The 24,610-nt window shown below is 64.2% G+C and carries 21 protein-coding genes; 14 read left to right on the top strand and 7 right to left on the bottom strand.

What is annotated here, in order from left to right; genetic code table 11:
* The first annotated feature begins 334 nt into the window (after positions 1-334).
* From FTO74_RS09005 to FTO74_RS08995, 3 genes are all read left to right on the top strand, one after another.
* Positions 335-1,063, top strand: coding sequence for a cytochrome C oxidase subunit II (locus FTO74_RS09005; RefSeq protein WP_162537842.1), 729 nt, complete (start codon positions 335-337; stop codon positions 1,061-1,063).
* Positions 1,060-2,721, top strand: a complete 1,662-nt coding sequence (locus tag FTO74_RS09000; RefSeq protein WP_162537841.1) for a cbb3-type cytochrome c oxidase subunit I — start codon at positions 1,060-1,062, stop codon at positions 2,719-2,721. The genes FTO74_RS09005 and FTO74_RS09000 overlap by 4 nt, the downstream gene beginning before the upstream one ends.
* Before the next feature lie 80 nt (positions 2,722-2,801).
* Entirely contained in the window at positions 2,802-3,572 is a 771-nt protein-coding gene (locus FTO74_RS08995; protein WP_162537840.1) for a cytochrome c oxidase subunit 3, read from the top strand.
* A gap of 303 nt (positions 3,573-3,875) precedes the next feature.
* Here FTO74_RS08995 and FTO74_RS19730 read toward each other — a convergent pair whose 3' ends face one another.
* Positions 3,876-4,010 carry a hypothetical protein gene (locus FTO74_RS19730; protein ID WP_255462588.1) on the bottom strand — a complete coding sequence of 45 codons (135 nt, stop codon included), beginning with the start codon at positions 4,008-4,010 and terminating at the stop codon, positions 3,876-3,878.
* Between the two features lie 15 nt (positions 4,011-4,025).
* Here FTO74_RS19730 and FTO74_RS08990 point away from each other — a divergent pair, with 15 nt between their 5' ends.
* From FTO74_RS08990 to recR, 4 genes are all read left to right on the top strand, one after another.
* Positions 4,026-4,220: a copper resistance protein CopC gene (locus FTO74_RS08990; RefSeq protein WP_162537839.1), complete on the top strand. Its 195-nt coding sequence runs from the start codon at positions 4,026-4,028 to the stop codon at positions 4,218-4,220.
* A 126-nt stretch (positions 4,221-4,346) separates the two neighbouring features.
* Positions 4,347-6,503 (top strand): DNA polymerase III subunit gamma/tau, encoded by a 2,157-nt coding sequence (gene dnaX / locus FTO74_RS08985; protein WP_162537838.1) that lies wholly within the window; start codon positions 4,347-4,349, stop codon positions 6,501-6,503.
* Positions 6,503-6,829 carry a YbaB/EbfC family nucleoid-associated protein gene (locus FTO74_RS08980; RefSeq protein ID WP_162537837.1) on the top strand — a complete coding sequence of 109 codons (327 nt, stop codon included), beginning with the start codon at positions 6,503-6,505 and terminating at the stop codon, positions 6,827-6,829. Before dnaX ends, FTO74_RS08980 begins: the two co-directional genes overlap by 1 nt.
* 23 nt (positions 6,830-6,852) lie before the next feature.
* Positions 6,853-7,431, top strand: a complete 579-nt coding sequence (recR, locus tag FTO74_RS08975; protein ID WP_162539790.1) for a recombination mediator RecR — start codon at positions 6,853-6,855, stop codon at positions 7,429-7,431.
* Between the two features lie 79 nt (positions 7,432-7,510).
* Here the strand turns inward: recR and gpmI are convergent, their stop codons facing one another.
* The gene (gpmI, locus tag FTO74_RS08970; protein ID WP_162537836.1) at positions 7,511-9,112 is read right to left on the bottom strand and encodes a 2,3-bisphosphoglycerate-independent phosphoglycerate mutase; all 1,602 of its coding nucleotides are present in this window, start codon (positions 9,110-9,112) and stop codon (positions 7,511-7,513) included.
* Between the two features lie 158 nt (positions 9,113-9,270).
* Complete coding sequence (gene eno / locus FTO74_RS08965; protein WP_162539789.1) at positions 9,271-10,563, bottom strand: phosphopyruvate hydratase; 1,293 nt, start codon at positions 10,561-10,563, stop codon at positions 9,271-9,273.
* Between the two features lie 365 nt (positions 10,564-10,928).
* On the opposite strand from eno, the gene FTO74_RS08960 reads away from it, so the two are divergent.
* The gene (locus FTO74_RS08960) at positions 10,929-11,819 is read left to right on the top strand and encodes a hypothetical protein (RefSeq protein WP_162537835.1); all 891 of its coding nucleotides are present in this window, start codon (positions 10,929-10,931) and stop codon (positions 11,817-11,819) included.
* 75 nt (positions 11,820-11,894) lie between these two features.
* Here FTO74_RS08960 and FTO74_RS08955 read toward each other — a convergent pair whose 3' ends face one another.
* The 3 genes from FTO74_RS08955 to FTO74_RS08945 form a co-directional block, all read right to left on the bottom strand.
* Positions 11,895-14,426, bottom strand: coding sequence for a serine/threonine-protein kinase (locus FTO74_RS08955; protein WP_162537834.1), 2,532 nt, complete (start codon positions 14,424-14,426; stop codon positions 11,895-11,897).
* Between the two features lie 124 nt (positions 14,427-14,550).
* Complete coding sequence (locus tag FTO74_RS08950) at positions 14,551-14,805, bottom strand: hypothetical protein (RefSeq protein ID WP_162537833.1); 255 nt, start codon at positions 14,803-14,805, stop codon at positions 14,551-14,553.
* An 11-nt stretch (positions 14,806-14,816) separates the two neighbouring features.
* Positions 14,817-16,613, bottom strand: a complete 1,797-nt coding sequence (locus FTO74_RS08945; RefSeq protein WP_162537832.1) for a sodium:solute symporter family protein — start codon at positions 16,611-16,613, stop codon at positions 14,817-14,819.
* Between the two features lie 219 nt (positions 16,614-16,832).
* Between FTO74_RS08945 and FTO74_RS08940 the strand changes: the two genes are divergently transcribed.
* The 6 genes from FTO74_RS08940 to FTO74_RS08915 all read left to right on the top strand — a co-directional run bounded on the left by FTO74_RS08940 (position 16,833) and on the right by FTO74_RS08915 (position 22,215).
* Positions 16,833-17,258 (top strand): response regulator, encoded by a 426-nt coding sequence (locus FTO74_RS08940; RefSeq protein ID WP_255462587.1) that lies wholly within the window; start codon positions 16,833-16,835, stop codon positions 17,256-17,258.
* Positions 17,259-17,429: 171 nt separating this feature from the next.
* A complete protein-coding gene (locus tag FTO74_RS08935; protein ID WP_255462586.1) occupies positions 17,430-19,529 on the top strand; it encodes a cytochrome c-type biogenesis CcmF C-terminal domain-containing protein in 2,100 nt (699 codons plus the stop codon).
* The gene (locus FTO74_RS08930; RefSeq protein WP_162537831.1) at positions 19,522-20,040 is read left to right on the top strand and encodes a cytochrome c-type biogenesis protein CcmH; all 519 of its coding nucleotides are present in this window, start codon (positions 19,522-19,524) and stop codon (positions 20,038-20,040) included. Before FTO74_RS08935 ends, FTO74_RS08930 begins: the two co-directional genes overlap by 8 nt.
* A complete protein-coding gene (locus FTO74_RS08925; RefSeq protein ID WP_162537830.1) occupies positions 20,040-20,348 on the top strand; it encodes a hypothetical protein in 309 nt (102 codons plus the stop codon). Before FTO74_RS08930 ends, FTO74_RS08925 begins: the two co-directional genes overlap by 1 nt.
* Positions 20,349-20,391: 43 nt before the next feature.
* Entirely contained in the window at positions 20,392-21,717 is a 1,326-nt protein-coding gene (locus tag FTO74_RS08920) for a DUF4198 domain-containing protein (protein WP_255462585.1), read from the top strand.
* On the top strand, positions 21,718-22,215 hold the full coding sequence (locus FTO74_RS08915; RefSeq protein ID WP_162537829.1) for a DUF4149 domain-containing protein: 498 nt from the start codon (positions 21,718-21,720) through the stop codon (positions 22,213-22,215). It abuts the gene before it with no gap.
* 3 nt (positions 22,216-22,218) lie between these two features.
* Here FTO74_RS08915 and FTO74_RS08910 read toward each other — a convergent pair whose 3' ends face one another.
* Positions 22,219-24,582, bottom strand: coding sequence for an Ig-like domain repeat protein (locus FTO74_RS08910; RefSeq protein WP_162537828.1), 2,364 nt, complete (start codon positions 24,580-24,582; stop codon positions 22,219-22,221).
* Positions 24,583-24,610: the final 28 nt, after the last annotated feature.

Raw genomic sequence — 24,610 nt, 5'->3', positions numbered from 1 at the left:
GGGATAGGTTCGGGCTTTTTGGCCCGGACATCAAAACCCACACACAATGCGGGCTTTAGCCCCCGAGGTATGCTTTCTTCCACCCAACCCAAACCTCTGGATGCTCCCCAAAAGCGCTGAAGGCGCGCTCTATACCAGCCTAGGGCGAAGCCCTAGGTAACTGGACGCATAAAGAGAATGAGGGCTGAAGGCCCGATCTATCCCTGCCACAAACTTATCCTGCCGGACAGGCCCGCTACGCGCGGGGCGGGCGTTCACAGGCCTTTTTAAGGCTCCGCGTGGTCCTCCCATTGGCTGGAATAGAAAGATACTCGCCTCCGCGTATGCTGAAACTGTGAGCCTGCCCTTCAGCCCGCTGCTTCCCATCGACGCCAGCGCTCACGGCCCCGCACTTGATCGCCACCTGATCCTGAACCTCGCAATCGCCCTGGCACTCCTCGCGATCACGCACCTCATCCTCCTCATCGGCCTTGTGCGTTCCCGCATCTCCACCCAGCGCAGCATCTGGGCCGTCGAGTACCTTCCCCTCGCCGCCCTGGCCCTCCTCTTTGCGGCCCTCACGATCCACGCCGAGCGCCTATGGGCCTCCACCCGCTACACCGGGGCCGACCCCGCCGCTCTTCAGGTCGAGGTCACCGGCCTCCAGTTCGCCTGGTACTTTCGCTACCCCGGCTCCGACGCCCGCTTCGGCACCACCCGTCCTCAACTCGCCGACGCCCCTGCGGGCAATCCCCTCGGCCTCGACCCCGCCGACCCTACCTCTGCCGACGACTTCCTCTCCTCCAATCTGGTCCTGCCCGCCAACCGCGAAGTCGACCTTCGCCTCGAGGCCCAGGACGTCATCCACGGCTTCTCGGTCCCCGAGCTACGCATCAAGCAGAACGCCATCCCCGGCCAGCCCCAGCACATCCACCTCACCCCCACGCTCCCCGGCACCTACGCGATCCTCTGCACCCAGCTCTGCGGCCTCGGCCACCACCGCATGTCGGCCAACCTGCGCGTCCTGCCCCAACCGGAGTACCAAGCCTGGCTGAAGGCCAAGGAAGCGGCGGCCACCCAATGAACCGCATCTTCTCCACCGACCACCGCACCATCGGCCTCCAGTACCTTCTGCTCGCCGCCGTGGCGGTCGTCATCGGCACAATCATGTCGCTGATGATGCGCATCCACCTAGTCTGGCCGGACCGCTTCCTGCCCATCAAGCCCGAGGACTACCTTGCCCTGGTCACCCTCCACGGCACGCTGATGCTCTTCTTCGTCCTCACCACGGCCCCGCAGTCGGGCTTCGGCAACCTGATCCTCCCCGCGCAGATCGGCGCACGCCACATGGCCTTCCCGCTGCTAAACGCGGCCTCGTTCTGGCTAACCGCCGTGGCCCTCGCCACCCTGCTGGCCTCAAGCTTCGTGCAAGGAGGCGCAGCCATCTCCGGCTGGACAGCCTACCCGCCGCTCTCGGCCGTAGCCTCTGCCGGTCCCGGCCAGGGCCTCGGCATGGACCTCTGGCTGGCCTCGATCGCCCTCTTCGGCATCGCCACCACGGCCAGCTCCATCAACACCCTCACCACCATCGTCGCCCGCCGCTGCTCCGGCATGACGTGGCAGCGCCTCCCCCTGACGGTCTGGGGCTGGTTTACCGCATCTCTGCTCTCGATCATCGCCTTCTCGGTCCTCCTCGCAGCCCTTCTGCTTCTCTTCCTGGACCGCCACGCTCACGCCAGCTTCTTCATCCCTGCAGGCGACCTCGTCAGTGGCACCCTCCACACCCAGGGCAACGGCTCTCCCCTCCTCTGGCTGCATCTCTTCTGGTTCTTCGGCCACCCCGAGGTCTACATCGCCATCCTCCCCGGCATGGGCCTCACCTCGATGATCCTCGCCAACTTCAGCCGCCGCCGCGTCTTCGCCTACCGCACCATGATCTCGACCACCCTGCTCATCGGCCTGCTGGGCATCCTCGTCTGGGGCCACCACATGTTCGTCGCCGGTCTCAACCCCTTCGTCGGCTCGGCCTTCTCCATCTCCACGATGGCCATCGCGCTCCCCTCCTCGGCCAAGGTCCTGAGCTGGCTCGCGACCACCTGGCGCAGCCGCCCCCGCTACACCACGCCGATGCTCTTCGCCTTGGGCTTCGTCTCGCTGTTCATCACCGGCGGTCTCACCGGCCCCATCCTGGCCCAGCCCATCCTCGACCAGTACCTGCACAACACCTACTTCGTCGTCGCCCACTTCCACCTCATCATGGCGATGGCTGGCATCTTCGGTCTCTACGCGGCCACCTACTACTGGTTCCCCCTCATAGCCAATGGTCGTATCCTCTCCGAGCGATTGGGCCGCTGGCACTTCTTCACCACCTTCGCCGGAGCCTACGCGACCTTCCTGCCCATGCACCTGGCCGGGCTGGCCGGAGAACCCCGTCACTACTCCCAGCTCACAGGCATGGCCTCCGCCAGCAGCCGTCTCCTCGGCAGACAACTGCCGCTCCAGGACTTCATCACCCACGCGGCCTTCCTGTTGGCCGAGGCCCAGCTAATCTTCGTAGTCAACCTAATCCAAACCCTCCGCCGCCCCGGCCACGCATCTAACAATCCCTGGGACGCAACCACCCTCGAGTGGAGCCCACCCATCGCCCCCGACGCAGAACCCTCTGTCCACCGCGAGCCCTGTGAGTATGCCGCCGACGGAAGTTTTTCTCCACAGTGGGAACCGGCCCATAAACCGGAGTAAGCTGTTTCCATAGGGCCAACGAACGCGCGGAGCTATAACGAAACCTCCAACAAAAATTTCCCCCTCCAGAGGACCATCCGATGCCCGCGACGTACACCCCCACCGAGACCGACCCGCGCAGCCGAAGACGCGATCCCGAGGACGGGGGCAACGGACGCCGTCCACCCACCGACAAACGCACCGGCGGCGGTGGCGATAACGATAACTGGAACAACCGTCCGCCGGGCCGTCGCGGACCCCGTGAGCGTCTCATCCGCTACCGTCTGGGCCTCTTCTTCGCCCTGTCTGCGGTCTTCATGTTCTTCATCGCCATCATCAGCGTCTTCTTCGTGGCCCAGTCCACCGGCCACTGGGACGCCAACTCCCGCTACATCAACGAGTGGCTCCCCACCACGATTCCGCCGCTGCTCTGGCTCAACACGCTGGTCCTGGTCCTTAGCTCCATCACCATCGAGATCGCCCGCCGCCACATGTTTCACGAGGTAGACGTGATGGAAGAGTGGCTAGGCATGGGCAAGCCCAGCACCGTCCGCGCCGTCCCCTGGGTCATCGCCACCGTGGTCCTAGGCTCGCTCTTTCTGGCCGGACAGGTCGCCGCCTGGCACCAGCTCGCCAGCCAGCGCGTCTTCTTCCGCACCAGCCCCAGCAGCCACTCGTTCTATCTCATCACGGGTGTCCACGCCGCCCACCTGTTGATCGGCGTGCTCGCCCTGGCCGCTGCACTCGGCGGCCTCTACTGGTCCAAACAGATGGAGAACCGCCAGATCTGCGTGGATTGCGCGGCCTGGTACTGGCACTCCATGGGCGCTCTCTGGCTGCTGCTCTTCGCCCTGCTGGTATTCTTCCAGTAAATCCAACAAGAACGATAAATCCGAGGGCACAAACGGAGTGTACTGACTATGAAGAATAGGCGTGCATCACTTCCCAGGATCACAAGAAAGCTACAGCCCAAAGCCCCAGCCAGAACCAGCACACGCCCCTCCGCTCGCATCACCTCCAAAGTCTCCATCAGGCCATCAGGAAGAGCGCACATCCGGGCGAAAGTAATTCATCGCCCCTCTGCGTCAGGCCCACAGTCCAGCGTGATCGGCTTTCACCATACCCCGCGACGCCGACCGGTAAAAAATATCCAGCCATGCCGCACGTTTCAGCGCCTACATCCCCGGCGTCCCTATTCCCTCCAGACCGATCCCATCCAGCCAGCTCTCGTCCAGCCACCCCTGGTTCAGCGGATTCCAGCCGACTGCCTTCCGGTCGAACTCCCATCCCAACTCACATCGCTGAACCATCCGCACCTATCCACGGTGCTGGCGATTGCCGCCGCCTGCATTCTGCTTGCACCGGCCGTCCACGCCCAGGGCTGTGCCCAGTGCCAGGACAACCTACGCTCCACCCCGCCCCAGACCCAGCGCGTCTACCGTCACGCCATCGCGCTGATGGCCTTCGCCGGAGCCGGGATCTTCATCACCAGCTTCCTGGTTATGCGGCGTTTTCGTTAGAAGCAACGGCAACCACAACTACGCCCAAACGCCGGGCGGGCGCCACTTCGTGGGGTATTGGACGCGGCGCGTGTTTCGTACCCGCATCCCCACACCCGCCAGAGATAGAATGGCTCAGAAGATCTTATGGGTTATCAAGTCTTAGCAAGAAAGTACCGGCCACAGCGCTTCGCCGACGTCGCGGGACAGGACCACGTCACCGTCACCCTGATGAACGCGCTCACTCAGAACCGCATCGCCCACGGCTACATCTTCTCCGGCCACCGCGGCATCGGCAAGACCACCATCGCCCGCATCCTGGCCTGCGCGCTCAACTGCCGCAACGCCATCGGCTCCGCCCTGCGGCCCACGCCCGAGCCGTGCGAGGTCTGCGAGTCCTGCCTCGAGATCCGCGCCGGTAACTCCGTCGACGTCATCGAGATCGACGCCGCCACCAACCGCGGCATCGACGAGATCCGCGAGCTGCGCGACGCCGCCCGCTACCGCCCCTCGCGCGACCGCTTCAAGATCTACATCCTCGACGAGGCCCACCAGATCACCGACGCGGCCTTCAACGCCCTGCTCAAGACGCTCGAGGAGCCGCCCGACCACATCGTCTTCATGATGGCGACCACCCAGCCCGAGGACATCCCCCAAACCGTCCGCTCGCGCTGCCAGCACTTCAGCTTCCACGCCGTCAAGCTGGTCGACATCATGGGCGAGCTGCGCGGCATCGCCAGGCACGAGGGCATCGACGCCGACGAAGCCGCCCTCTCGCTCCTCGCCGAGGCTGGCGACGGCAGTATGCGCGACGCCCTCAGCATCATGGACCAGGCCATCGCCTCGGCTCCGCTCGAGGACGGCAAGGCCCGCCTCGACGCCAGCCAAATCCGCGAGCTGATGGGCGCGGTCCCGAACGCCGTCTTCGAGCGCATCATGGAGGCGGTCAACGAGAACAACTCCGCGCAGGTCATCACCGTGGCCAACGAGCTGCTCGACGCAGGCAACTCCCCCGCCCAGCTCGCTCGCCAGGCCGTCCGCTACCTACGCTCGTGCGTCATCGCCAAGATCGCCGGACTCACCCCCGACGGCCCCGGCACCGAACTCCTGCAAATCTCCCCCGACGAGCAGCGCCGCGCCGCCCGCACCGCTGCCCTCTTCACCGAAGAGGAGCTGACCCGCTTCCTCCAGACCATGCTCCGCACCTTCGACGAGCTGGGCTACAGACAAGAGCAGCGCTTCCACTTCGAGCTGGGCCTCCTCAAGCTGGTCCACCTGCGCCGTCTCCTCCCCGTCGAGGAAGTCCTCAGCTCCATGAGCGGGGCCGGTCCACGTCCCACTCCACGCGCAGCCACACAAACTCCATCGGCTAAGTCCACAATCACCACCACGCCGCCGCCGTCAAAACCCGCATTCTCCCCCTTCGACCAGGACAAAACCCGCCGTTACGACGGCATCGCCGCCGGTGGCCCCGAACCGGTCCGCGCCCCCGCGCCCGTCGCCGTCGCCGAGCCAATCCGCACAGCACCCACACCGCCACCACCACCGGTAGCTGTACCCGCATCAAAGCCAGCACCCGTCCCGCCCGCCATACCAGTCGCAGTTCCCACCCCAAAGCCAGTGGTCGAGCTTGCTCCAGCACCAGTCCCTGAACCGGCCCCCGAACCTGAGCCGGTAGCCGAACCAGCCGTAAACCCATTCGGCAACCCAGTCGCGGAAGAACCCGTTCTAAAACCGGTCATCCAATCAGCTCCTGAACCGATCTCAAAGCCAGCCATAGAATTAACCGCAGAACCTGAACCAGTGCTCGAAGTCTCCATTCCTCAGCCAACGTTCAGTATCGTCGCAGCAGCCGACCCTGAACCGGAACCCGCGCCAGCCGCACCCACCAACGCCCCTGCCCCAAGCTCCAACGGCGAAGCAGAGAAGCTGCAACGCGCCGCCAGCGATGCTCTCTCCGCCTCCAAACAAGGCTCCGCCTCCGACGCCATCGAAGACTCCACCTTCACCATCGACGGCGGCGAGATCCGCGTCCAGACCCACCTCTCGAAGACGATGCTCCCTGTCGTGATGAACGCCGAGGCCGAGAAAACCGTCAAGGACGCCATGCGCGCCGCCGGAGCCGGTGCCCTCAAGCTCATCTTCCTCCCCGGAGCCAGCCGCGCCGTCACCGCCAAAGCACCACGCGCCGCCCGCTCCGGCTCCGCCCAGGCCAAGGCTGAGCAGCACCCCCTGATTCAGCAGGCGCAGCAGCTCTTCAACGCCGAGATCCAGACCGTAATCGATCTAAGTGAGGGTAAATAATGAACTTCTCCGACCTCGGCAAGATGCAGGAGATGATGTCCCAGGCCAAGGCCATGCAGGACGAGATGGAGCAGAAGCTGGCCTCAACCATCGTCGAAGCCAGCTCCGGCGGCGGTGTCGTCACCGTGCGGATGAACGGCCGTAAACAGCTTCTGAAGCTCAAGATCGACCCCGCCGTCATGGGTTCAAACGCCAGCGACCTCGAACTGCTCGAAGACCTCATAACCGCCGCCTTTAACGAGGCCGGCCGCCGCGCCGACGAGGCCATGAACTCCGGCGTCTCAGGGATGCTCGGCGGTCTGAACCTGCCGCCGGGGCTTCTCTAGTGACCACCCGCTTCGCAGAGCCGATGGCGCGGCTGATCGAGGAGCTGCGCAAGCTGCCCGGCATCGGTACCAAGACGGCGCAGCGGCTGGCCTTCCACGTCCTGCGCTCGCCTATGGACGACGCCGAAAAGCTCGCCCACGCCATCCGCGAGGTGAAAAAGCACCTCCGCCTCTGCTCCATCTGCAACAACATCACCGACGTGGATCCCTGCGGCTACTGCTCCAGCCCCAGCCGCGACCAGCACCTGGTCTGCGTAGTGGAAGAGCCGACCAACATCGCCACGGTCGAGAAGACCCGCAGCTATGGCGGCGTCTACCACGTCCTCCACGGCACGCTCTCGCCCATCGGCGGCGTAGGCCCGGAGCATCTCCGCATCTTAAACCTGCTCAATCGTTTATCCGATATAGATGAAGTAATCCTTGCAACTTCGCCGACCACGGAGGGCGAAGCCACCGCAGGCTATCTCGCCACCGAGATGCGCAAGCTCAAGCCCGGCCTCAAGATTACCCGCATCGCTACCGGCGTCCCCGCGGGCAGCGACATCGAGTACGCCGACGAAGTCACCATGACCCGCGCCATGGAAGGCCGCCGCGAGTTCTAGGTACTTCGTACCGTTCTCGGGGCGGTATGGGGGAATCAAGGGCACCGGCCCTCCCGCTGGTCGGGATTGAGATTAGAGATCAGGCTTGCGGCTTGATCCGCATATCCCCACCCGTCATCTGCTGCGGCAGGTCGATTCCCAACAGGGCCAGAATCGTCGGGCTAAGATCGCGCAGGCTTCCATCTTCGCGCAGGGTCACATTCTTCTCGTCGTTGACGAGGATGAACGGCACCGGGTTGGTTGTGTGCGAGGTGTGCGGTCCGCCGCCGATCGGGTCGATCAGCATCTCGGCGTTGCCGTGGTCGGCCGTAATCAGCATCGAGCCACCCTGCTGCTTGATGGTGCTGTAGATCCGCCCCAACTGCGCGTCCACGGTCTCGACCGCCTTGATCGTCGGCTCCATCTTGCCCGAGTGTCCAACCATATCGGCGTTGGCGAAGTTCACGATGATGACGTCGAAGGCCGTATCGTTCAGCGCCTTGATCACCACGTCCGCGATCCCCGGAGCCGACATCTCTGGGGCCAGGTCGTACGTCGCCACCTTCTGCGACGCCACCAGCTCACGGTCTTCACCACCGAACGGCTTCTCGATGCCGCCGTTGAAGAAGTAGGTCACGTGCGCGTACTTCTCAGTCTCAGCGACGCGCAGGTTGCGCAGCCCCGCATTAGCCATCACGTTGGCCAGCAGGTTGTCCATCGACTCCGGCGGAATCACGATGGGCAACTTGTACTTGGGGTCGTACTGGGTCATGCAGACGTAGTGGATCTTCTGCGGCAACGTGTGCAGCGGAATCGCCTCGTCCAGTTCGGCGGCCTTGGGCAGGTCGCGTCCCATCGACTGGTTCAACCCCGAGGTGCGCGTCAGCACCCGCGTAATCTGGCGCACACGGTCGGCGCGGTAGTTGAAGTTGATGACAACGTCCTCATCGCGGATCAGCCCGACCGGCTTACCCTCCGCGTCGAGGCACGTAAACGGCGGGATGAACTCATCCGTGACGCCGTTCGAGTAGCACTCCTTCACCCGTGCGAAGGCGTCGGCGTACGAGCCGCCCTCGGCCTGACCGGTGACCATCGCATCGAAGGCCTGCTTCTCCTTCTCCCAGCGTAGGTCGCGATCCATAGCGAAGTAGCGTCCGCTACAGCTCGCAAGCTGGCCCACGCCGATCTCGCGGAACTGCTGCGCCAGCGACTCCAGATAGCCCAGCCCGCTCGACGGCAGCGTGTCGCGGCCATCCATGAACGCGTGGACGAAGACCTGCATCAACCCCTGCTGCTTGGCCAGCTTCAGCAACGCATACAGGTGGCGCTGGTGCGAGTGGACGCCGCCATCCGAGAGCAGGCCGATCAGGTGCAGCGCGCGGCCCTTCTGCTGCGCCAGCTTCATGGCTTCGAGCAGCGTGGGATCGGTGAAGAAGCTGCCGTCCATGATGGCCGTGTCGATCCGGGTCATATCCATGCGGACGATGCGCCCGGCCCCCAGGTTCAGGTGGCCTACCTCGGAGTTGCCCATCTGTCCGTCGGGCAGGCCGACGAAGTGCTCACTCGCGCGTACCAGGGTGTTGGGGTACTCGCGCAGCAGGCGGTCGTAGACAGGCTTGCGGGCCTGGGCGATGGCGTTGCCGTGCGTCTCGGCGCGGTAGCCCCAGCCGTCGAGGATGGTCAGGATGATGGGTTTCTTCATGGAGATTCAGGATACCAAGGTAGTTGAGCAAAGAAACACGCGCAGCGTCGAGAACCGTACGAAGTACCGCCCGCCCGGCGTGAGGGCGCTTTTGTTGTTGCTTCTATCGAACAAAGAAACCTACCCCGGAAACAAATTCCGGGGTAGGTCCAAAGCACTTACACGTTGCAGTTGACCGATTCGATACCGAGGAACTCGCCCGACTGGCCCAGCTCTTCTTCGATGCGGAGAAGCTGGTTGTACTTGGCGATGCGGTCGGTGCGGCTGGCCGATCCGGTCTTGATCTGGCCCGCGCCAGTGCCTACGGCGAGGTCCGCGATGAAGGTGTCTTCGGTCTCGCCCGAGCGGTGCGAGATGATCGACGTGAAACCGAAGCGGCGGCCCAGCTCGATAGCCTCAAGCGTCTCCGAGACCGTGCCGATCTGGTTGACCTTGATGAGGATCGAGTTGCCGCACTTCTCTTCGATGCCCTTCTGCAAGCGGTGCGTATTCGTCACGAAGAGATCGTCGCCAACCAACTGTACGCGGTCGCCGATCTTCTGGGTCAGGTACTTCCAACCCTCCCAGTCGTCCTCGGCCAGGCCGTCTTCGATGGAGATGATGGGATACTTCTCGGTCCAGCTCGCCCAGTAGTCGGCCATCTCGAGCGAGGTCAGCTCGCTGTTGTCGGACTTCTTGAAGATGTACCGCTGCGTCTCCTTGTCGAAGAACTCGCTCGAGGCCGGGTCAAGTGCCAGCGCGATATCCTCGCCCGCCTTATAGCCCGCGCGCTCGATGGCCTCGAGGATCAGCTCGACCGCCTCGGCGTTGGACTTCAGGTTCGGCGCGAAGCCGCCCTCATCGCCCACCGCGGTGTTATAGCCCTTCTTCTTGAGCACGCCCTTCAGCGTATGGAAGACCTCGGTTCCCTGGCGCAGCGCGTCCGAGAAGGTCTCCGCGCCGACCGGCATAATCATGAACTCCTGAAAGTCCACGTTCGAGTCAGCGTGCGAGCCGCCGTTGAGAATGTTCATCATCGGTGTGGGCAGCAGGCAGGCGTTGACGCCGCCCAGGTAGCGGTAGAGCGGGATCTTGAGCGCATTGGCGCTGGCGCGGCAGAGCGCCATCGAGACCGCGAGGATCGCATTGGCTCCGAGCTTCGATTTGTTCTCGGTGCCGTCGATCGAGATCATCGTGGCGTCGAGCAGGCGCTGGTTGGTGGCGTCCATGCCGGTCAGCTCGGGAGCCAGGATCGACTCAACGTTATCGACGGCCTGCAGCACGCCCTTGCCGAGATAGTGCTCGGGGTCGTTGTCGCGCAGTTCCACTGCCTCGTGCTCGCCGGTCGAAGCGCCCGAGGGCACGGCCGCGCGGCCGACAGCGCCGCCCGAGAGGGTCACGTCAACTTCAACAGTGGGGTTTCCGCGCGAATCGAGAATCTCGCGAGCGTGGATCGAGACGATATCGGTCATGGGTTTCCTTTTTTCCTGGGACTGGATCTGGTTTGAGGCTTGGGGGAGGAGGATGCGGTGCTGCAGACGTTCGTTGAGCTTGGGCCGCCGGTCGACGGAGATGGAACGCGGCAACGCGCCGGATGCCGTGGGCGCTGCAACGATGGACTCGACGAGCTCGATTTTGGAGTGACTCACCTTGGCGATTCTAGCAAATGAAAATTCTTGCGGGATGAAGGTTCGATGGATTGGGAGGAAAGATCTTCCCTATATAGGAAGGATTTTTCGTATTAGCAGAGGCGATTCCCTGTTGCGGATTTGCGTGGCGGCGCGCCCGAAGAGGCTCTAGGCTGCTTGGTGATAGTAGTTTTTCGGGAGAAGATGCAATGCGGACAAAGGTAGCGGTTGCGGCGGTTGTGGGATTGGCGATGTGCGGCGCGACGGGCGCGCGGGCGCAGATGAGCGGCGTAAGCCATCCGGATGAGGTCATCGAGATCGCTCCGGACCCGCCGGTTGTAACTCCCCCAGCGGCCAAGCCTTCGGCCTACGGGGCTCCGGTAGTCCGGGCTTATGAGTCCCCCGCGGCTCCTGTTCCAGTGGCCTACGCCGCAGTTCCGAGCGCGCCGATGGCCCCTGTCTCTCCTCATCCGATGGGGATGGGGCCCGCTGTGAATACGCCGGACATCGACGCAAATGTGGTTACCGAGGTTGAGGGTGGGCCGCACAATCGTCTGCCCGAGGGAACGCTGCTGAAGATGCGGTTGCACCAGACTCTCTCCACGATGGAGACCAAGCCGGGCACCAACTTTGACGGCGAACTATTTGAGCCCGTGGAGTGGCAGGGCAAGGTTCTGCTGCCCGTCGGAACGCTGGTCGCGGGACGGGTGACAGAAGTGCGCGGCGGCCACAGGATCAGCGGCGCGGCCTCGATTCACCTGCTGCCGATCTCGCTGACGCTGCCCGACGGCACCCACTACGCGCTGCGGGCGCAGGTCATCGACACGGACATGTACAAGCTGGTGAAGGTCGACCGTGAAGGCACCATCTCGCGGCGCGATCACCCCAAGGAGACGCTGGCCGTGCTGGGCGGCGTAACCGGTACCGGCGCAGTGGCTGGCGCGGTTTTGGGAGGCGCTCCCGGAGCGCTGATCGGGGCAGGCATTGGCGCGGGCGTGAGCACCGCATGGTGGCTGAAGCAGGATCGCCAGACCGCCCTGCCCGCCGACACGAAGATCATCTTCTCGCTGACCAGCGCGCTGATGGTTGGGGCTGAGTAGATCGCTGAAAAACGCCCTCTGCCCATAGCGGGCAGAGGACGTTTTTTATGGGTACATATTTGTCTGGAGACTGACCTAGTCCCGCACCTGCGCCAGCAACCGCCGCCAGTTCTTCTGGTTGCGCTTGAAGGACTTTTTCAGGTCTTCGAGAATCCGCTCGAAGTCCGAGTGGCCGCCCAGCTTGCGCCATGCGGGATTGATCGAGAACCACGGATAGTTCTCGTTGCCCAGGTAGATGGCGCGCCGCAGCCAGTGCAGCGCCTCGGACTCATCGCCTTCGAGCGCGAAGTAGGTAGCCAACCGATAGGCCATCTCGGAGTCGGCCTCGGCGGCGGAGAGCGTCTCATCGACGATGAAGCTCGCGGCCTTCTCGCGGTCGCCGAGCTGCACATAACAGAGCGCGATCGTCGGGTAGACAATACGCAGACTGCGCTCCTCGCGGGTCACGGATTCGAGCGTCTCGATCGCCTTGGTCAGGTCGCCCGAGCGCATCTGCTGGTATCCGAGCGAGATGCGCAGCAGCGGCTGCTTCGGCTCGAGCGTCAGCCCCTTCTCCAGCTCTTCGGCAGCCAGTTCCAGTTGATTCTGATACTGGTAGACGCGGGCACGGTTGTTATAGATCAGCGCGGCGTTCGCGGGGTTCAGCCGCAGCGAGATGTTGAACTGCTCCAGCGCCTCCTCGTACATGCCGTCGATGCGCAGCGTCTGCCCGGCGACGAGGTGGACGTTCCAGTCATTGGCTGCGGTCTGGAGCAGGCTCTCGATGCCGTGGCGCGCAGACTCTTTTTCTCCACGCGAGAGCAGCATGTACACGCGGTAGAGGTTCGATTCGACCGACCCCGGATCGAGCGCGAGCGCCTTGTCGAAGGCGCGGCGAGCCTCGAGCAGGTGCATCTGTCCACCCAGCCCGTGCCGCGCATATTGCAGATGCGTGATGCCGAGACCAGACCAGCCGGGAGCGTAGTCCACATGCTGCCGGGTCACGGACTCGAACAGCTCACGCGCGCGGTCGAGGTCTTCCCTGCTGCCGGTGCGCGACATGAACGAGCTGAGCACAGCGCGGGCTTGTAGATAGTCCTCCGAGTTGTCCTCGGTCAGCGAGGCCGAGCGCGAGGCGTCCGTGGAGATGCCGGGCAACCCGCCCAGCCCTTGCAGCGTGGAGAAGACCTCATTGCAGATCTCGGACTGAACAGCGACCAGGTCGAAGCTGGCCACGTTGATGGAGCCTCCGGCGCGCACGCTCTGTCCGGTCACATCCAGCAACTGCCAGTTCAGGTCGAAGCCCTTGTCCGAGCGCAGGAAGTTGCCCGCCAGCACGAAGTGAACCATGAGCTTGCGACCGACCGAGAGCGGATCGAGCTGCTGCGTGGGCACCAGCGCCAGTGAGCTGGAAGGCCGCACGACCAGCGACGGCATACGCGCCAGACGCGCGGCGATGGCATCGGCCAGGGCGTAACCGTAGAGCGGCGACGGGTCCGAAGACTCAGGCGCGCGAGCCGCGCCGAAGCTGCCGAAGTTGATGAAGGGCAGCACCACGATCGTGTTCTGCTTGGCCTGCGCGGAGGAGCCGGACTCGCGAAACCGTTCGGCCAGCATGGAGAGGATGCCCGTAGTGCGCTTCTCCTCTTCAGGCGTATCCACGGGCAGGCGGCCCTGCGAGGGCAGCAGGGCGATGGCCTCACCGGGCATTCCGACCGAGTCCATGTGCATGGTCATCATGATCGTCTTCAGCGCCTCACGCACCTCCGCAGCCGAGGCAAACCGCGCCGACGGCTGCTTCTCTAGGCAGCGGAAGATGACAGACTCCAGCTCGATGGGCAGGTTGGGAACGATATCGCGCAGTCGCGTTGGCTCGGCGTACTGGATGGCGCGGATGGACTGGAACTCCTGCGCGTCGGGCCGGTGGAAGGGATGGCGGCCCGTAGCCAGCTCGTAGAGGATGAGACCAAGCGCGAAGATGTCGGACTGGACCGAGGACTGCCCGGTGACGAACTGCTCGGGAGCCATGTAGGCGATGGTGCCGCCGCGCGCCGTGTACGTTGCCCCCGGAGGCACGATGCGCGGAGCCGAAGGTGCAGATGGATCGAACTCAGCCTGATCGTTCGAGCCATCGCCAAGGTTGAGGCGGCGAGCCAGACCGAAGTCGAGGATCTTGATAAGGCCGCCCTCGGTCAGCATGACGTTGGCCGGCTTCAGGTCGCGGTGGAAGATGCCCAGGTTATGCGCGGCGGAGAGTCCGTCGGCGATCTGCATTCCGGCCGAGAGGACCAGTTGCAGGTTGGCAGGCCCGGCAGCAATCAGCTTATCGAGCGCCTGGCCGGGGATGTACTGCATCACAATGTAAGCTTCATCGGGCTCGCCCGCCTCAGCCGCCGCCTCGCCGACATCGTAGATGGCGCAGACGTTGGGGTGGTCGATTGCCGAGGCCAGCCGCGCCTCGCGGAGCTGGGTGGTGCGCACCTGGTCCATGGTGAGCGCGCCGCGCTTGAGGAGCTTGAGGACGACAGGACGTTGCAGCAGGGTGTCGTTGGCAAGGTACACGACACCCGATCCGCCAGCTCCGATGCGGCGGATGAACTCATAATGCTTGATAACGCGGCGCTTCATGCGTCCATTATCGCCTGTGGCGATGTGTGGATATTGAAGAGGAAGCTATTTGACGTGTCGAGATGATAGCTATCTGGGAACACTCGGCCGCCGCAATCCCGAAGTGGAACCATTCCCCTCGGCTTTAGTGCCTGGGTGGCCCGCCTCGCTCCCACGGACGCGGCGTCACCGGATCGTCCTGCCACCGCTGCCGACGGCCCACGAGGAACATTACCAGCCCGAAGAAGAACATGATCGTGCCCCAGGTCAGGTTGAGGTTGACCCCCATCGACCGCTCATACAGCGCCGTGTCCGAGTGCGTGACCACCCCGAAGACCGCCATGATGCCGCCGATGATGAGGAAGATCAGTCCAAGCGGAATACGAATATCGAGTCCCATACAAGTACTCCTTACGCAAATACCAAGTTGAGGATGACCAGCATCACGAGCACCGCAATCGCCAGCGCCGCGGGCTTCTGATACCAGCTCAGGTGCGACTCGATGGGCTTCGGGGTGAGCGAATAAACCAGTCCGACCAGCTCCGCCTCGGGTCGCGGCGTCGTAACCAGGCTCACGCCGACCGTGACGATGAGGTTGACCGAGAAGGCGAAGATGGAGGTCCAGAAGTTTTGGGCCATATCGCTGGGGTAAGTGTGCAGGTGCGCGATCCACGCGCCGTGGATGCCCGGCGCAGTCCCCGCCGGAATGGTGAGGCCGTGGTGAACCAGTGCCGCCAGCGTGCCGCTCACCAGCCCGGCGAAGGCTCCGTTGCTGGTCGTCCGCTTCCAGAACATGCCCAGCAGGAAGGTCGCCAGCAGCGGCGCGTTGACCAGCGAGAAGACCAGTTGCAGCGCGTCCATGATGTTGTTGAAGCTGGTGACCGCGTAGGCCGCGCCGATCGAGAGTAAGACGCCCCCCACCGTGGCCATTCGGCCCATCCACAGGTAGTGCTGGTCGGTGCCGCGTTTGTTGATGTAGGCCTGATAGATATCGTAGGTCCAGACCGTATTGAACGCGGTGACATTACCCGCCATGCCCGACATGAAGCTGGCCAGCAGCGCCGTGAGCCCCAGACCCAGAACGCCCGTGGGGAAGAAACGCAACAGCATGATCGGGATCGCAAGGTCGTAGTTGTACACCGGCTGCCCCTGGCTGTCGTAAACAGGCTGGCCGGTCAGGGCGTCGGTCTTGATGGGGATGAGCCCATGCGGATGCAACGCGTCGTCAGCGGGGTTCGCCGCAGCCGACTGCGTAAGCGCCGCTGGACCCGGGGTCATCACCTTCGAGGAGATCGAAACGGCCAGCAGACCGGGCAAGATCACCAGCAGCGGAAAGAACATCTTCGGGATCGCGGCGATCAGCGGCACCCGCCGCGCCGAGGCTTCCGAGTCAGCAGCCATCGCGCGCTGGATCACGAGGAAGTCCGTGCACCAGTAGCCGAAGCTCACTACGAAGCCCAGCCCGGCGACCAGCCCGAAGCTCTCCACGCCCAGCGAGTTGGTGGAGGCGTGGGTCATGCCGCGCCACGAGTGGGTCATGGTGGCGGGAAGGCGCTGCTGGATTCCGTGCCATCCGCCGACGTTCTTCAGCCCGATCCATACCAGCGGCAGGAAGCCCGCGACGATCAGGAAGAACTGCAGCACCTCGTTGTAGATGGCGCTGGTGAGGCCACCGAGGAAGATGTACCCCAGCACGATCAGCGCCGAGAGAATCACCGAGACGTGGAAGATGTACGGATCGGGAATAATGCCGTGGAAGAGGCCGAGCGTCTGGATGAGCAGCGCCATGGCGTACATGCTGATGCCCGAACTGAAGACCGTCATGAAGGCGAAGGAGATCGCGTTCACCGCACGGGTCTTCTCATCGAAGCGCATCCTGAGGTACTCCGGCACCGACCGCGCCTTGGACCCGTAGTAGAACGGCATCATGAAGATACCCACGAAGACCATCGCGGGGATAGCACCGATCCAGTAGAAGTGACTGGTGACAATACCGTACTTGGCCCCCGAGGCGGCCATGCCGATGACCTCCTGCGCGCCCAGGTTTGCCGAGATGAAGGCAAGGCCGCAGACCCAGGCGGGAATCGAGCGCCCCGCCAGGAAAAAGTCGTTCGAGGTGCGCATGTAGCGCTTGAGCGCAAAGCCGATGCCGAGGACGAAGGCGAAGTAGACCAGCATGATAAGCCAGTCGAGATAGGTGAGGTTCACTTGAGCTTCCTGTCTGTTGCGTCTTTTCCGAAACGGTTTGCGTATCCTGCTGGGGCCAACTGTACTTGGTTTACTGATCTATCGTAAAGGTGCGCAGGCGACCCAACGTCATACATTAAATCTAAATCCAGATAACGAAACAGAACGATTGAGCATCTCAGGCTCGAAGTACGAGAGATTCGGGCGCGCTTTTAAGAGCCCCGCAAAGGCACTGCAACGATGCAGACCGATTCAATGGAGACTGGGATTGCAGGATCGGGGGATGCGGACGCTGCGGCGAAAACACCCGCCATTCTGCTGATCGACGACAACGCCATCCAGGCGGCGACGCGGCAGACCATCCTCCGGCGCGCCGGATACTACGTCATCGCAGCTCTGAATCCGTGCCGCGCGCTCGAGCAGTTCCGCCAGGACGAGTTCCCTATCGCCATCCAGTTGGTTATCACCGACCACCTGATGCCGGATATGTCCGGCGCAACCTTTGTGACGGAGCTGCGGAAGTTTCGTCCGGAGATGCCGGTGCTGGTCATCAGCGGTCTGGAAGAGGCCGAGAGTCAGTACACGGGAATGGGCGTCACCTTCCGGGTCAAGCCCCTGATGCCCGATCATCTTCTGGCCACGGTTCAGCATCTGATCGAGCACTAATTCCCCCTCCGACAAGCTTTAGAGACAGCAGCAAAAATGCTCTCATGCCGGGACACTTCGTGCGGTACTCGACGCTGCGCGTGTTTTCTCCGCCCCTCGTGCGGTTAGCGACTCCAGTTGGCGCGGTTGACAGGAACTTGAGAGAATGATGGGTGAGGATCTGACCTGCCCATGAATCTACACCCCATGCCTGAGTTCGGCAGCTTTTCGCTGGTCATCGCGCTCATGCTGGCCGTCTACACGCTGCTGGCCGGAGGAGCAGCTCTCTGGCGCTCGCATCGTGAGGCCCTCGCCGCCGGGCTCCCTGGAGTTCTGCGCAGCGCCGAACAGGCCGTCAGCAGCCGCCTGCAGGAGACCGCGAGGCGCGCTGGAATCGCCAGCTTCATCGCCGTCAGCTGCGCCGCCTTCGCGCTCGTCTGGGCAGCCTTCACCGACGACTACTCGGTCTCCTACATCCTGCACCACACCAACCGCGAGCTGAACGCGGCCTACAAGTTCTCCGCACTCTGGAGCGGCCAGGAAGGCTCGCTGCTGCTCTGGTCGTGGCTGCTGGCCACCTACGGTTTCGTCCTCCGCATCCGCCACAAGGTGGACGTCCGCCTCTCGGCCTTCGCCTCCACCATCCTGGCCGCAATCCAGGTCTTCTTCCTCGTCCTGCTCAACTTCGCCGCGCCGCCCTTCGCCATCCAGCCCGGCCCGGTCGCACTCAATGGGTTCGGCCTCAATCCCCTGCTCCAGTACCCCGAGATGGTCGTCCACCCGCCGATGCTCTACCTCGGCTATGTCGGCTTTTCGGTGCCCTTCGCCTTCGCCCTCGGCGCGCTGATGATGCGCTACCCCGGCGAGAAGTGGATTCACATCACCCGCCGCTGGACGATGGTTACGTGGATGTTCCTCACCTGCGGCATCTTCCTCGGCGCGCACTGGGCCTACAGCGTCCTCGGTTGGGGCGGCTACTGGGGTTGGGACCCGGTCGAGAACGCCAGCCTGATGCCGTGGCTCACCGGCACCGCCTTCCTGCACTCGGTGATGATGCAGGAGAAGCGCGGCATGATGAAGAGCTGGAACGTCTGGCTCATCTTCTCCACCTTCCTGCTGACGCTGCTGGGCACGCTGCTCACCCGCGCGGGCCTCGTCAGTTCGGTCCACGCCTTCGCGCAAAGCTCCATCGGCAACTGGTTCGTCGGCTTCATGGCCATCGTGCTGGCGGTCTGCCTCTTCACCTTCTTCAAGCAGAAGGACCACTTGAAGAGCGAGAACAAGCTGGAGTCCATCGTCAGCCGCGAGTCCAGCTTCCTGTTCAACAACATGGTGCTGCTGGCCGCTTGCTTCACCGTCCTCTGGGGCACGCTCTTCCCCGTCCTCAGCGAGTACGTGCAGGGCACCAAGGTCACGATGGGCGCGCCCTTCTACAACCGCGTCAACATCCCCATCGGCCTCTTCCTGCTGCTGCTCACCGGCGTTGGCCCGCTGCTGGCGTGGCGCTCCACCTCGCTGCGCTCCATCCGCCGGAATTTCGTTCTTCCCGGCATCGCCTTCGCGGTTTCGGCCATCGGCCTGATGATCGGCGGCATTCGTCCCTGGGCTTCCGGCGACGATTGGCAGTCGGTCTTCTTCTCCCTGCTGGCCTTCTCCATGGGAGCCGCCGTCATCACCGCCATCTCGGCCGAGTTCCTGCGCGGAGCCGCCGTCGTCCGCACCCAGACGGGCCGCAACATCGTTGCCTCGATGGGCACGCTGATGCAGCGCAACACCCGCCGCTACGGCGGATATCTCGTCCACTTCGGCATCGTGGTCATGTTCATCGGCATCGCGGGCGGCGCATTCAACCAGTCGCACGAGCAGGAGATGGGCTTCGGCGACTCCATGCAGATGGGGCCGTATAAACTCGTCTGCCTAAGCTACACGCAGGACTCGACCCCCAACTACGACACCGACTTCGCCCTGCTCGATGTCTACAAGGGTGGCAAAAAGATCACGCAGCTCGCGCCAGAAAAGCGCTTCTACCAGGCCAGCCAGCAGACCTCGACGATGGTTGCCCTGCACTCCACCGCACAGGCCGACCTCTACGTCGTCTTCGAGGGCCGCGACCCTGACACCAACAAGCCCATCATCAAGGTCTTCCTCAACCCGCTGATCGCGTGGATCTGGATCGGCGTCCTGATCGTCGTCGCGGGCACGCTCTACGCCCTCGTGCCCAGCGCGGTGGCCCGCAAACGCGAGGCCGCTGCCCCGGTCACAGAGCTGGTCGCCGAGGTGCACCATGCGTAAACAACCTAAACTCCGCCGTTGGCTCTTCAGCCTGACCGCCTGCCTGCTCGCCGTGGCTATGCTTGGCGCGGCGCCCGACCCCAGCGCGCGCTTCGGCAAGCTCGGCCACCAGATGATGTGCGTCTGTAGCTGCGGCCAGATCCTGCTCGAGTGCAATCACGTCGGCTGCCCCGACTCCGAGCGCATGATCGGCGAACTGCGCGAGCAAGTCTCCGCCCACCCCCCCGGCGCAGGCGGAACCCCTGGCCTCGACTCCCAGATCCTCAACTGGTTCGTCGCCAAGTATGGAGCCACGGTTCTCGCCGCTCCCATCCGAGGCGGCTTCGATGATGTCGCCTGGATCATCCCCATCGCCGTCTTCCTGCTTGCCACCATCGGCACCGCCTACGTCGTCCGTAGCTGGTATCGCAAGCGTGCCGGGCTGCAACCGGCGGCCGCCACCGCAGCCCCCATCGACGACGCGAGTTCGGATGCCCTCAAAGCCCGCATCCGCCGTGAAACGGAGTACTGATGAATAGCCTCATTGCCGGTTGCATCCTCGTCCTCGGCTGCTTTGCCTATATCTTCTGGCCCGAGCGCAATCCCTTCGTCCAGGCCGACAAGACCCGCGTCGACTACCTGCGCGAGCGCAAGGAGTCCGTCTACGAGAACCTTCGCGACCTCAACTTCGAGTACCTCGCGGGTAAGTATCCCGAGGCCGACTATGCCGAGCAGCGCGCCGCGCTCGAAGACGAAGCCGCCTCGGTCATCGCCGAGATGGAACGCCTCGAAGCCCGCGGCATCACCGGCCGCAGCAACCCCATCGGCCGTTCCCGCTAACCCGTATCCGGCCCCGCAAACGACATAAAGGTAAACTTACAGCGTGACTTTCAGACGAATCCCCGCCCTCCTGCTCTGCGCCCTCAGCCTTGCGCCCGCCGCCGCGCTGGCCGATACCCTCACCGGCGTCGTCACCAACAAGACGACCAACAAGCCCGCCGCCGGAGACGAGGTCACCCTCATCCGTCTACAGCAGGGGATGCAGGAGTCCACCCACACCAAGACCGACGCCAAGGGCCGCTTCACGCTCGACGTGCCTGACCCCGGCCTGCACCTGGTCCGCGTCACCCACGACAAGGCCAACTACTTCCGCCCCGCGCCTCCGGGCACGCAGTCGGTCGAGCTTGAGGTCTTCAACGCCAAGCCCAAGGTCGACGGCATCTCCATCGAAGCCGACGTCATGCGCATCCAGACCGACGGCGGCGGCCAGGGCCTCACCGTGGTCGAACACTACTTCGTCAAGAACGAGTCGTCGCCGCCGATGACCCAGTTCTCCGACCGCCCGTTCGAGTTCTACCTGCCCGCCGGAGCAGTTATCCAGGGTTCGGCCGCGCTCGCGCCCAACGGGATGCCCGTGCAGGCACCGCCCGTGCCGCTCGGCGAACCCAACCACTACACCTTTATCTTCCCCATCCGGCCCGGCGAGACGCAGTTCCAGATCACCTACCGGCTGCCCTATAAGGACTCCTTCACCTTCTCGCCGCGCCCCGTGGCCACCACCGGCACCATCGCCATCATGATGCCGAAGAGCATGGCCTTCAAGCCCAGCGCATCCACGCCGTACAACCCCGTCAACGACGAGGTGAACGCCCAGACCTACGTGGCGCAGAACGTCCAGCCCTCGCAACCGCTCTCGTTCACGGTCAGCGGCTCAGGCCAGTTGCCGCGCGACTCCGGCCAGCAGGGCGGAGGCCAGGGTGGCGGTGACGCCTCCGGTGGTCCTGCTCCCGGCAGCGCCGGAGATCCCAACCTGACGCCCGCGCAGGCCAGCGCCCAGATGCGCGCCGACACCGCTGGCGGCAAGGGCCTCGGAGCACCGCTCGACTCCGAAGGCAATCTGGACCCGTGGGCCAAGTACAAGTGGTGGACGATCGGCGGCCTCGGCCTGCTGCTCGCCGCTGCCGCCGGCCTGATGCTGCGCAGCCCCTCGGGCTCTGCTGCTGCGGTCTCGCCCTCGGCTTCGCGCTTGCAGCCAACCTCCGTCAGCCCCCTACAGGTGCTCCGCGACGAGCTATTCGCCGCCGAGACCGACCGGCTTCAGGGCCGGATCACCGAGGCCGAGTACACCGAGCTGAAGGCCGCGCTCGACACCGTCCTGCGCCGCGCCCTGGCCCGTACCGGCGTCCCCGCAGCCGAGGCGGGAGAGTAGATGCAAGGCCTCCTGCGCATCGTCCAGCTACTCACGATGGTGGTGTGGGTAGGAGGCCTTATCTTCTTCGCCTTCCTGCTCGCACCCATAGCCTTCCACACGTTGCCATCCATCCACGAGGCCGGAATGCTCGTGGGCGCGGTGCTGCATCCCTTCCACATCGTCGGGCTGGTCTGCGGAGCCTTGTTCTGCATCGCCACAGCCCTTATCTTCCGCGGCGCGCCCATGCGTGCGCGTGGCCGCTACGAGCTGGAGTTCGTCCTGGCCGTCATCATGCTGGCCGCGACCGCTTATCTCCAGGTCAGCGTGCTGCCCACCATGGACCACGACCGCGACAGCATCGGCGCACCCATCGAGTCTGTCCCCAAGGACAACCCCGCCCGCGCCCACTTCGACAAGCTCCATGTCCGCTCGGAGCGGGTGGAGGGGCTGGTTCTGTTTGTCGGCCTCGGAGTGATCTTCCTTATGTCGCGGGAGCAGTTGCCGCTCGAAGATTAACTCCTACTGTAAATTCAGCATCACCGTTGTCGTGTGCACCAGCGTACTGCCGTCAGGAGCCGTAGCCGTCCCCGTAACGGTCATGGCGTAGCTCTTGACCGCCCGTGTCGCATCGCCCTGATTCACCCGGTCCCCGCACGCAGTCAAGGTCAGCACAAGCCCCATCAGCACCGCTCGCCTCCGCCGCCGAGGCCCCACAAAGAGCAGCAATGCCAGGGCAATCGTGCCCCCAATCGTGTACCGCATCGCAAGGGTCACCGTCTGGATCGTCAGTTGGAAGCTGGCAGGAAAGCTCCCCGGCGGCAGATACGCCGGATTGAAGCTCGCCGTAGCTCCGGGCGGCAGGCCGCTCACGCTCAGCAGGATTGGGCTGGAGAGCGCGGGGCCGGTGGTTGCAACCGAGAAGGCAAAGCTGGCTGGATTCCCAGCCGGGACCGCGACGCTCGACGGACCGGTCGAGACCAGTGAGAAGTCCGAAGCCGGTGCTGCCCCCACCGTCTCCACCACAGGCGCGCTGGACGCGGCAAGGAAGTTGCCATCCCCCGCGTAGCTCGCCGAGAGCGTGTGGCTGCCGGAGACAAACGTCTGTGGCGCAAAGCTGGCACTCCCACCCGCGAGCGTCGCCGTCGCAATGGCCTTCCCGCCGTCAAGTAGAGTGATAGCGCCGGTAGGGACGCCCGACGTGCTCGATACAACCTTCGCCGAGACCGTCGACTGACTTCCAGCGGCAATAGTCGCGCTCCCCAGGCTGATCGTAACCGTGGCTGGAGCCTGAGTGATCGTCATTGAAGCTGGAGCCGTGGTCAGGGCATAGTTCCCCGCCGACGTCCCAGACAAAGCAGCCGTGATGGGGTAGCTTCCTACAGGCGAGAGCTGCGCCGCCGAGGTGGAATAGGCGACGGTTACGGCGGTGGAGTCCTGCGCCAGCAGCCCTGTCAGAGTCCCGGTCAGCGTGGGGATCGGCGCTCCATAGGAGACCGACACTGCGGCCGGTGTAGCCCGCAGCGGAGCGGGCGAGATCGTCAGCACGAGCGGCGCGGAGGTAGTAGCGGAGTGAGTGGCGTCGCCTGTGTAGCTCGCGCTCAGGTGATGGCTGGTGGCTGATAGGGTGTTCGTTGAAAAGCTGGCGCTGCCCTGCGTGAGCGGCTCGGTTCCAAGGGAGACGGTGGTGTCAAAGAGAGTGATGGAACCGGTGGCGGTGCTGTCCGCAAGGCTCGCCGTCACTGCGCCGCTGCCATACACAACTCCAGATGGAGCAGAAAGCGTCAGGACGCTGCTCGCAGCGGTGCTCAACCCGGCGACCGTACGGATCTCGCCAGATGCGTCGAGCTGGCGGACACGCTGGTTAGCCGAATCGGCCAGCGTGACCAGCGCGCCGGACGAAAGCCCGACGGCGCGGGGGGAGTCGAGTGAAGCAGTAAGGGCCGAGGTTCCATCGCCGGTGAAGCCCTGGGTGCCATCCCCCGCTACCGTCGTGATGAGGCCGGTACTGGCGTCCACGCGGCGGATGCGGTGGTTGCTGGAATCGGAGAGGTAGAGGTTTCCGGCGGCATCGACGCTCAGGCCGTGCGGCAGAGCCAGCGTGGCCGCAGCGGCGGAAGCTCCGTCGCCGGAGAAGCCGGGCAGGCCGTTCCCGGCCAACGTGGTAATCGAGCCGGTCAGGTGGTCGAGACGAAGGATGCGGTGGTTGTGCGTGTCTGCCAGAAAGAGGTCGCCCGACGAGGAGACGGCCAACCCGGAGGGGCTGTCCAGCGAGCTACCGGCAAAGCCCTGGGTGCCGTCGCCCGCTACCGTCGTGATGATCCCCGAGACCGCGTCGATGCGGCGGATGCGGTGGTTCTGGGTATCCGCCACGAAGAGGTTGCCGGAGCTGTCGAGCGCGAGGGCCGTGGGCAGGTTGAGCGTGGCGGCGGTGGCCAGCGATCCGTCGCCGGAGAAGCTGGCGGTGCCCGTTCCGGCGTACGTCGTGATTGCCCTCGTAACGCCATCGACGCGGCGAATGCGGTGATTGTGCGTGTCGGCGATGTAGAGGGTGCCGCTCGATGTGATCGCCAGCCCGGCGGGCGAGTCCAGCAGAGCCGAGGTCGCCGCGCCGCCATCGCCCTCGAAGCCCTGCACGCCTGTGCCCGCCACGGTCGTCAGGACGCCGGAGGTATCGACGCAGCGAACATCGTGATTGGCTGTCTCGGTGAAGTAGAGGTTGCCCCGCGCGTCGTAGGCCAAGGCGCTGGGCAGCAGCAGAGGCACTGCGAGTGCCTGCTGCGCTGTTTGGGCATTGGCGACCAAAGCCAGTGCCGTCGCGAGGAAGGCGACGGACAGCAGCGCGCGCAGAAGACTTGTGGGGTAGATACAGCTCTGGGTCCCCATGGGAGTTGGTGTAGCTTCTGCCGGATTA

This window comes from Granulicella sp. WH15 (assembly GCF_009914315.1).
Taxonomy (GTDB): domain Bacteria; phylum Acidobacteriota; class Terriglobia; order Terriglobales; family Acidobacteriaceae; genus Edaphobacter.
This window is presented reverse-complemented; position numbering and strand designations above follow the sequence as displayed.

Excerpts from the sequence above, each read along its gene's own strand:
- FTO74_RS09000 (WP_162537841.1), top strand. The coding sequence starts at position 1,060 with ATGAACCGCATCTTCTCCACCGACCACCGCACCATCGGCCTCCAGTAC.
- FTO74_RS08995 (WP_162537840.1), top strand. The coding sequence starts at position 2,802 with ATGCCCGCGACGTACACCCCCACCGAGACCGACCCGCGCAGCCGAAGA.
- FTO74_RS19730 (WP_255462588.1), bottom strand. The coding sequence starts at position 4,010 with ATGGTTCAGCGATGTGAGTTGGGATGGGAGTTCGACCGGAAGGCAGTC.
- dnaX (WP_162537838.1), top strand. The coding sequence starts at position 4,347 with ATGGGTTATCAAGTCTTAGCAAGAAAGTACCGGCCACAGCGCTTCGCC.
- FTO74_RS08980 (WP_162537837.1), top strand. The coding sequence starts at position 6,503 with ATGAACTTCTCCGACCTCGGCAAGATGCAGGAGATGATGTCCCAGGCC.
- recR (WP_162539790.1), top strand. The coding sequence starts at position 6,853 with ATGGCGCGGCTGATCGAGGAGCTGCGCAAGCTGCCCGGCATCGGTACC.
- gpmI (WP_162537836.1), bottom strand. The coding sequence starts at position 9,112 with ATGAAGAAACCCATCATCCTGACCATCCTCGACGGCTGGGGCTACCGC.
- eno (WP_162539789.1), bottom strand. The coding sequence starts at position 10,563 with ATGACCGATATCGTCTCGATCCACGCTCGCGAGATTCTCGATTCGCGC.
- FTO74_RS08960 (WP_162537835.1), top strand. The coding sequence starts at position 10,929 with ATGCGGACAAAGGTAGCGGTTGCGGCGGTTGTGGGATTGGCGATGTGC.
- FTO74_RS08955 (WP_162537834.1), bottom strand. The coding sequence starts at position 14,426 with ATGAAGCGCCGCGTTATCAAGCATTATGAGTTCATCCGCCGCATCGGA.
- FTO74_RS08950 (WP_162537833.1), bottom strand. The coding sequence starts at position 14,805 with ATGGGACTCGATATTCGTATTCCGCTTGGACTGATCTTCCTCATCATC.
- FTO74_RS08940 (WP_255462587.1), top strand. The coding sequence starts at position 16,833 with ATGCAGACCGATTCAATGGAGACTGGGATTGCAGGATCGGGGGATGCG.
- FTO74_RS08935 (WP_255462586.1), top strand. The coding sequence starts at position 17,430 with ATGAATCTACACCCCATGCCTGAGTTCGGCAGCTTTTCGCTGGTCATC.
- FTO74_RS08930 (WP_162537831.1), top strand. The coding sequence starts at position 19,522 with ATGCGTAAACAACCTAAACTCCGCCGTTGGCTCTTCAGCCTGACCGCC.
- FTO74_RS08925 (WP_162537830.1), top strand. The coding sequence starts at position 20,040 with ATGAATAGCCTCATTGCCGGTTGCATCCTCGTCCTCGGCTGCTTTGCC.
- FTO74_RS08915 (WP_162537829.1), top strand. The coding sequence starts at position 21,718 with ATGCAAGGCCTCCTGCGCATCGTCCAGCTACTCACGATGGTGGTGTGG.
- FTO74_RS08910 (WP_162537828.1), bottom strand. The coding sequence starts at position 24,582 with ATGGGGACCCAGAGCTGTATCTACCCCACAAGTCTTCTGCGCGCGCTG.